The sequence below is a fragment of the Caballeronia ptereochthonis genome, assembly GCF_001545075.1.
GTDB classification, from domain to species: Bacteria; Pseudomonadota; Gammaproteobacteria; order Burkholderiales; family Burkholderiaceae; genus Caballeronia; species Caballeronia ptereochthonis.
Genome location: NZ_FCOB02000010.1, coordinates 212,270 through 219,833, shown reverse-complemented (window position 1 = coordinate 219,833; position 7,564 = coordinate 212,270). Strand labels below are relative to the sequence as shown.

Here is a 7,564-nt window from a genome sequence, read left to right as displayed (position 1 = left end):
CGGCCGACCGTGCACAGCGCGGTATTGCCCGCCGTCACGCCCGACAGCGCGACGGATTTCTTCGGCTTGAAACCGCCGCTCGTAGCGGTGCTGTTGTCTGCTTCACTCATCGAATCGTCTCCATTACAAAGGTTATTTCTGTGCCGCAAAAAGCTGATCCAGCTTGTCCTCGTAGGCGTGATAGCCGAGATACTTGTAGAGGTCGGCACGCGTCTGCATCGTCTCGACGGCTGCCTTTTGCGTGCCGTCGCGCTTCACGGTCTCGTAGAAGTTGAGCGCGGCGGCGTTCATCGCACGATACGCGCCGCAGCAATACAGCGCGATATCGACGTTCGCGCTCCTCAGTTCGTCGACGGTGAAGAACGGCGTCGAGCCGAACTCGGTCAGGTTCGCGAGGATCGGCACGCGCACGGCGGCCTTGAAGCGGCGATAGTCGTCGAGCGTCTTCATCGCCTCGGGGAAGATCATGTCCGCGCCCGCTTCGACATATGCGACGGCGCGCTCGATCGCGGCGTCGATGCCTTCGGCGGCGGCGGCATCGGTGCGCGCCATGATGACGAACGAGTCGTCGGTGCGTGCATCGACGGCGGCCTTCACGCGATCGACCATTTCACCGGTCGGCACGACTTCCTTGCCCGGACGATGGCCGCAGCGCTTCTGCCCGACCTGATCCTCCATGTGCACCGTCGCCACGCCCGCCTTGATGAACGAGCGAATCGTGCGCGCGATGTTGAAGGCGCCGCCCCAGCCGGTGTCGATGTCGACCATCAGCGGAAGCGAGGTTGCATCCGTGATGCGGCGCGCATCGATCAGCACGTCTTCCATCGTGCTGATGCCGAGATCGGGCATGCCGAGCGAGTTCGCGGCGACGCCGCCGCCCGACAGATACAGCGCCTTGAAGCCGACGGCTTCGGCCATTTTCGCGGCGTAGGCGGTGATCGCGCCGACGACTTGCAGGGGGGATTCCTCGCGAAGGGCCTGGCGGAACCGCGCGCCCGCGGTACGTGGGGATTGATTATCGGAACTCACATTTGTCTCCCGGAAAAGTGCGCCCTCTAATGCAACTATCTTGCCAGGATGCTGTTTTGTTGTAAGCCTTTGATTTTGCTTGAAAACGCAATTTACGGCTTTCCCGATTGATTTCATAGTTGAAATCACCCATTCCGGTCATGAAATGCGCGGTGCATACTGAGGGCGCTTCGTTGATTCATTTCACGCAGATGGCCATGGAAACAGACACCGTGTCACGCCCGCGTATCTGGGCGGTCGGCATCAGCCGGTTGAGAGAGTTGTTCATCGATATCGCCGGCGCGTATGCCGATCGCGCCGAACTCGACGTCGTTCCGCTCGGCTTCGAGGACGCTGCGAGCAGCATTGAATCCGCGTACGACGATCGGCCCGATGTCGTTGTGGCAGGCGGCTCGAATGGCGCCTATCTCAAGAGCCGCGTGTCGGTGCCGGTCGTTGTCATCAGCCCGACCGGCTTCGACGTAATGCACGCGCTCACCAAGGCGCGGCGCGAGGGAGCGAGCGTCGCGCTCGTCACGCACGGCGATACGCCCGGGGAAATACGCCGGTTCCTCGCCGCGTACGGCATCGACATGATCTGCGAATCGTATCGCTCGGCGCAGGACGCGGAGAGTCTCGTGTTGGACCTGCGCGATCGGGGCGTCGACGTCGTGGTTGGCCCGGGCCTGGTCGCGGACCTGGCGGCCGACGCCGGCATGAGTTCAGTGTTTCTGTACTCGCGCACGTCCGTCGTCGCCGCGTTCGAGACCGCGCTCGAAGTCGCTCAGGCGATGCGCCGCGAAGTCGCGCGGCGCAATCGCCTCGACAATCTGCTGCAGCATCTTCGCGATGGCGTCGTCGCGGTCGATGCGGGCGGGCGCATCGAGGCGGTCAATCGGCGGCTGGCCGCCGCGCTCGGCATCGCCGATGCATCGCGCGCCGTCGGTCGTGCGCTGCTCGATGTCGCCCCCGAGCTCGATGGCGTGCTGCCCGATGCCGACGGCGATGTATTCGGCACCGTGCGCGGCGTGAGCTACGCGATCCATCGCGGACCGCTGGCGGGCGACGGCGCATCGGGCGGCACGATTTTCACCTTCCAGGAATCGCGCGCGGTCGAGCGGCTCGACCGATCGTTGCGCTCGCGCCAGGGCGCGCAGGAATTCGTCGCGCGCTATCGCCTGGAGGACGTCGTGGGCGAGTCGGAGTCCATGGAGCGCGTGAGGGCGCTCGTACGCCGGTACGCGAAATCCGATGCCACCGTGTTGATTCTCGGCGAAAGCGGCACAGGCAAGGAGATGGTCGCGCAGAGCATGCATCGCCTGAGCCGCCGCAAGGATTTTCCGTTCGTCGCGATGAACTGCGGCGCCTTCCCCGAGGCGTTGCTCGAAAGCGAACTGTTCGGTTATGAGGAGGGCGCATTCACGGGTGCGCGCAAAGGCGGCAAGGCTGGACTGATCGAGGCAGCGCATCGCGGAACGTTGTTTCTCGACGAAATCGGCGAGATGCCCCCCGCTCTGCAAAGCCGCCTGTTGCGTGTGCTGCAGGAAAGAGAAGTCATACGCCTCGGATCCACGGAACCGACGCGAGTCGACATCCGCGTGATTGCCGCGACGCATCGCACGCTCGCCGCGGGTGTCGCCGACGGATCGTTTCGGGCCGATCTCTTTTATCGCATCAATATTCTGAGCATCGCGTTACCGCCGTTGCGGGCTCGCTCCAATGACATACTGCCGTTGGCGACGGACTTGCTGATGCGAGCGGCAAAGCGTGAAAGGGCGCTTGCGACACGTGTGCGCAGCCGCGACGTAGCGGCTCAGATACTTACCCCGCTGGCACATGCGCTGCAGCGCTATCCATGGCCCGGAAACGTTCGCGAGTTGCAGAACATCATGGAGCGCATCGCCGTTGAAATCACAGACCTGGACGTCGAGAACGGCCGACCTGTCGCATTGACGCTGGATGAGCTAAAAGGGATTGCGCCTGAGATCTTTGAAGCGGAATCGCAGGCCAACGTCGCGCGGTCTCTGCGCGACCTGGGCCGTTCTGTCGAAGCCGATCAGGTACGGGCGTCGCTGGCCGCGTTCGGAGGCGATCGTGAAGCGGTATGCAAGGCGCTCGGCATCAGCAAAACGACATTGTGGCGGAGGCTTAACCCGAAGCGTTGACGGCCGAGGACGACGGAGCATGTGAGGCTCACGTTCGGCGTCGCTGCATGCGAGTCCAAAGCCGCCGCAATTGAAGCACGGTTGGTCGACAGGAGCACAAGGCCTTGCCGGATTCTCGTTCGTGCTGAGTGTTGACTCGCGATCGCGCTCTCGCCGGCGCACGCGGCGTATCAACGCGCGGCCGCTAGTGGTTCCGTACTGTGAACGCCCTGGCTCGCGCGTTAGAAATAGGATAATCTTTCAAACGAACATTAGATTGAGCGGCGGGCGCCCGAACCGCGCCGAAAAAAGACAGCGTTGACCCGAGACACCGACGTGCGAAAACGAAATGTAAACCCTAGCGTGGATACCCGGGAGACCTTGCTCCGGTTGGCGGCGCGCTCGTTTGCGACGCAAGGGTACACGGCAACGACGATGCGCTCGATTGCCGACCAGGCTGGCATCGAGGCCGCCAGCATCTACTATCACTTTTCGTCGAAGGAAGAGCTTGTCGATATTGTGATGGAGCACGGCGCGGACAGCATCGTGCGGCATATCAATGAGCATTTCGATGCGCTGCCCGCCAACGCGGGCGCCGACGACCGATTCAAGGCGGCACTTGTCGGACAGATGAGCGCCCTGATCAAGTTCGGCGACTACGCGCTTGCACACGGCCGCCTCCTGAGCCAGTTGCCGGACAAGGTGCGAGAGCGCCAGATCAAGCGGCGCGAGCGGCACCAGCGGCTATGGACAACCGTCTTCGACGATCTGCGCAAGGAAGGTTTTCTGCGCGAAGACGTCGATATCGCGCTGTGCCGCGTCTTCGTCCTCGGCTTTATCAATTCGGTCCAGACCTGGTTCGATCCGAAGAAGGGATCGCTCGACAAGGTCGCAGATCAGTTCATCACGATGTTCTTCGAGGGCGTGCAGCCAGCGGCCAAGCGGCGGCGCAGCGGCCGCAGGAAGGAACTGGCCGCGTCATCCTGAGCCCGGCGCGCCTTGCGCGCATGCGGGTGTTCAACTGGCGTGCGTATGATGCAGCAAGAAGTGCAGCGCCGCTTCGCCGAGCTCGTCGTTGCGTTTTCCTGCGATCGTGTGTCCTGCGTCGCGGCCTCTCTATATTCAGCGCATGAGCGTCGCGACCTGCGGCGATGAACCTGGGACTCCGAGGCCGCCGCTCTCGAGTAATACAACGAAACGCATCCGCATAGCACACGATTGTCCCGTGCCTCACTCCGGCACGACGTCCCATCATCCCTGTGCCGCTTGCTCTTCGGCCAGCAAGTGCCGATAGTGAGGCAGCGCGGTAAGCAGCAGCCAGGCCGCGAGCGCTGACGCGATGGCGCACACGATAGCGATCGAATGTCCAACCATCTTCGGATTGCGGAACACATGATCGGTAATCAGCGCAATCAGCGTCGGGCCTGCGCCGAAGCCGATCAACTGCGCGACGAACGAATAGATGGCGCCGACGGTGCCGCGCATGCGGCTCGGTGCGACGAGCTGCAAAGCCGCAGGACCCGATCCGGGGACGGCCGCGCTAGCGCTTCCGCATTGGCGCTGACGCCGTCGGACGGCATCTTGTTCGTGGCGTTGCTCACTTCTCCTCCGAAGAGATCATTCAAGCGTGGTGATGGCTTCATGCCGGTCGTCCTCCCGCGGGCCGGGCTGAAAACCCGTGCCCTGCGCGATGTGCATCGAGTCGGCAACATCGGCATGCACGATTCCGTGGTTTTGGGCTATCTAATGTTTGTTAGTTTGTGGTGTGTTCGGGCGATGTTCCATGGGTGTTATCCATGAGCCAGCCGGACTCGCAGAGGGAGTGCGGACGTGCCCGATCCGGCGGCCGTCGACTGGATGGGAAACGCCATGTGCCGAGCGAGTCGAGCCAGTGGTGGGTTGGCGTAAACCCCCAATGACAGTGTTGCCCGATGAGGGACAAACTAACTACCAATCGTTAGGTAAAAAACGATCGTAAGATGAAACCATCAACAGCCCGAGACAGTCACGACTACGCAGATGAAACCCATACGCTCGTTCCTCTTTGTTCCGGGCAACAAATCGACCTGGATTGAGAAGTCCATCAACTCCAAAGCCGATGCACTGATCCTGGATCTGGAGGACAGCGTGCCGCCGGCCCAGAAGGTCGAGGCGCGGGAGATCGTCAAGTCGAAGCTGGCCTGGCTGGCTGAGCAAAAGCAGCGTGTCTGGGTGCGCATCAACCGTAGCGCGCACCTGTACGACTTCGACGACATCCTGGCCATCGTGAGCCCGGTGGTCGAAGGCATCGTGATCTCCAAGCCCTGCGGCCCTGAAGACATCCATACCGTCTCGTCCATGTTGGCCGAGGCCGAATATCGAGCAGGCGTCCAGGTAGGTCACACGAAGGTGATTCCGCTGCTGGAGACCGCCCGCTCGCTGCAACTGGCCTACGAAATCGCACAGCACGAACGCGTGCCCGCCATCGTGGGCGCCACGGCCAAGCACGCGGACGTGGCACGTGCGCTCAAGACGGTCTGGTCGCTGGGCGGTCGTGAAACCCAGTATCTCAAGTCGCGCATTGTCATGGCTGCGCGCGCCGCGGGCAAGCTGCCCATCGGCGGGGTCTGGCAGCAGGTGCACGACCTCGAGGGGCTCAAAATCTCCTCGGCCAACGATCGGCAACTGGGCATGAGCGGAGAGCTGGTGCTGCATCCCTCCAACGTCGAGATCGTCAACCACACCTACAGCCTCACCGGGGAAGAGATTGCCTTTTACCAAGGGATGATCGACGCGCTGGACAGGGCACGGGCCGAAGGTCGCGCCTCCTGCATCTACGACGGCGAGCACATCGATATTGCCCATGCAAAGACGGCGCGCGAAATCATCGAACTCGCGCAGTCGTTCAACAGCTGATCGGTATCCGGAACGCCAGGAGAAAGAAAATGGCAGGCCTTCATTTCGAAGAATTCAAGCCCGGCATGGTGATCGAGCATGCCATCCGCCGCACCGTGACCGAGACCGACAACATCCTGTTCTCGGCCATGACCTACAACTGCGCGCCGCTGCATATCGACGACGAGTACAGCAGGAACACCATGTACGGTCAGCGCCTCTTGAACAGCATGTTCCTGCTGGCGCTGGATGCCACGTCCCGCCGACAAGGCTCGATTTCACATCTGCAGGAGACTTAGCCATGGACTACCAACTCAGCGCCGATCACCTCGCCATTGTCGATGCAGCGCAAAGAATTTGCTCGGACTTCCCGCTCGATTACTGGCGCAACAAGGACAGGAATCACGAGTTTCCGCACGAGTTCTTCGAAGCCGTAGCCAGCGGCGGGTGGCTGGGAATCTGTATGCCGGAGGATGTGGGCGGAGCGAATCTCGGTGTGACCGAGGCGGCGCTGTTCATGCGCGCTGTCGCCGAGTGCGGCGGCCAGGCGGCAGCGTCCACCATCCACATGAACATATTCGGCCTTCAGCCGGTCGTGCACTTCGGCACGGAAGAGCAGAAGAAGGCCTGGCTGCCGCCCTTTGCTCGCGGCGAGAACAAGGCGTGTTTCGCGGTCACCGAGCCGGACACGGGACTGGACACCACCAAGCTCAAGGTTGTGGCGAAGAAGCAGTCCGACGGCAACTACCTGATCTCGGGCAAGAAGGTGTTCATCTCGACCGCGCAGGTCGCCGACCATATGCTGATCCTCGCGCGTACCACGCCGATCGAGGAGGTCAGAAAGCACAGCGAGGGGCTGAGCCTGTTCTACACCAGGCTCGACCGCGACCATGTCGAGATTCGGGAGATCGACAAACTCGGCCGCGCCGCGGTCGACACCAACGAACTCTTCATCGACAACCTGCCGGTGTCGAGGCACTCGCTGATCGGTGAGGAAGGCAAGGGCCTGAGCTACATATTCCACGGCATGAACGCCGAGCGCGTGCTGGTCGCCGCCGAGCAGATCGGCATCGGCCGTGCCGTGCTCAAGCTCGCGACCCAATACGCCAAGGACCGCGTGGTGTTTGGCCGCCCGATCGGCAAGAACCAGGGTGTCCAGCATCCGCTGGCCCGCAACTGGGCGGAGCTGGAAGCGGCGAACCACATGGTCTTCGGGGCCGCGGATCTTTACGACAAGGGGCTCTCCTGTGGCTCCGAGGCCAACGCGGCGAAGCTGCTGGCATCGGAGGCCTGCATGAACGCCTGCCAGACCGCGATCCTGACACATGGCGGCTTCGGCTACGCAAAGGAATATCACGTCGAACGGTTCATGCGCGAGGCCTGGATCGGCTACATCGCACCCGTCACGCCTCAGCTCATCCTGTCGAACATCGCAGAGCGCAAGCTCGGGTTGCCGAAGTCTTATTGAGCAAGGCGTATCGCCCATTTTTTCCGGGCGGAACCGGCTTCGACTTCGCCTTGACGCCTGACGAAAAAAA

At 62.2% G+C, this 7,564-nt stretch carries 6 protein-coding genes and 1 pseudogene; 5 read left to right on the top strand and 2 right to left on the bottom strand.

Annotated elements, in window-relative coordinates; genetic code table 11:
* Window positions 1–132: 132 nt before the first annotated feature.
* Window positions 133–1,029, bottom strand: a complete 897-nt coding sequence (gene prpB / locus AWB83_RS13240; RefSeq protein ID WP_087045906.1) for a methylisocitrate lyase — start codon at window positions 1,027–1,029, stop codon at window positions 133–135.
* A 197-nt stretch (window positions 1,030–1,226) separates the two neighbouring features.
* On the opposite strand from prpB, the gene prpR reads away from it, so the two are divergent.
* Window positions 1,227–3,173: a propionate catabolism operon regulatory protein PrpR gene (gene prpR, locus AWB83_RS13235; protein ID WP_087045955.1), complete on the top strand. Its 1,947-nt coding sequence runs from the start codon at window positions 1,227–1,229 to the stop codon at window positions 3,171–3,173.
* Window positions 3,174–3,470: 297 nt separating this feature from the next.
* Window positions 3,471–4,139, top strand: coding sequence for a TetR/AcrR family transcriptional regulator (locus AWB83_RS13230; protein ID WP_374729106.1), 669 nt, complete (start codon window positions 3,471–3,473; stop codon window positions 4,137–4,139).
* A 264-nt stretch (window positions 4,140–4,403) separates the two neighbouring features.
* Here the strand turns inward: AWB83_RS13230 and AWB83_RS13225 are convergent, their stop codons facing one another.
* Window positions 4,404–4,637 carry a hypothetical protein gene (locus AWB83_RS13225; RefSeq protein WP_244197711.1) on the bottom strand — a complete coding sequence of 78 codons (234 nt, stop codon included), beginning with the start codon at window positions 4,635–4,637 and terminating at the stop codon, window positions 4,404–4,406.
* A gap of 534 nt (window positions 4,638–5,171) precedes the next feature.
* Here AWB83_RS13225 and AWB83_RS13220 point away from each other — a divergent pair.
* The 3 genes and pseudogenes from AWB83_RS13220 (at window position 5,172) to AWB83_RS13210 (ending at window position 7,494) form a co-directional block, all read left to right on the top strand.
* Window positions 5,172–6,047: an HpcH/HpaI aldolase/citrate lyase family protein gene (locus AWB83_RS13220; RefSeq protein WP_087045902.1), complete on the top strand. Its 876-nt coding sequence runs from the start codon at window positions 5,172–5,174 to the stop codon at window positions 6,045–6,047.
* Between the two features lie 29 nt (window positions 6,048–6,076).
* Window positions 6,077–6,280: pseudogene (locus AWB83_RS13215) on the top strand (MaoC/PaaZ C-terminal domain-containing protein); the annotation flags it as partial.
* A 47-nt stretch (window positions 6,281–6,327) separates the two neighbouring features.
* Window positions 6,328–7,494 carry an acyl-CoA dehydrogenase family protein gene (locus AWB83_RS13210; RefSeq protein WP_087045900.1) on the top strand — a complete coding sequence of 389 codons (1,167 nt, stop codon included), beginning with the start codon at window positions 6,328–6,330 and terminating at the stop codon, window positions 7,492–7,494.
* Window positions 7,495–7,564 lie beyond the last annotated feature (70 nt).

Excerpts from the sequence above, each read along its gene's own strand:
- prpR (WP_087045955.1), top strand. The coding sequence starts at position 1,227 with ATGGAAACAGACACCGTGTCACGCCCGCGTATCTGGGCGGTCGGCATC.
- AWB83_RS13225 (WP_244197711.1), bottom strand. The coding sequence starts at position 4,637 with ATGCGCGGCACCGTCGGCGCCATCTATTCGTTCGTCGCGCAGTTGATC.
- AWB83_RS13220 (WP_087045902.1), top strand. The coding sequence starts at position 5,172 with ATGAAACCCATACGCTCGTTCCTCTTTGTTCCGGGCAACAAATCGACC.
- AWB83_RS13210 (WP_087045900.1), top strand. The coding sequence starts at position 6,328 with ATGGACTACCAACTCAGCGCCGATCACCTCGCCATTGTCGATGCAGCG.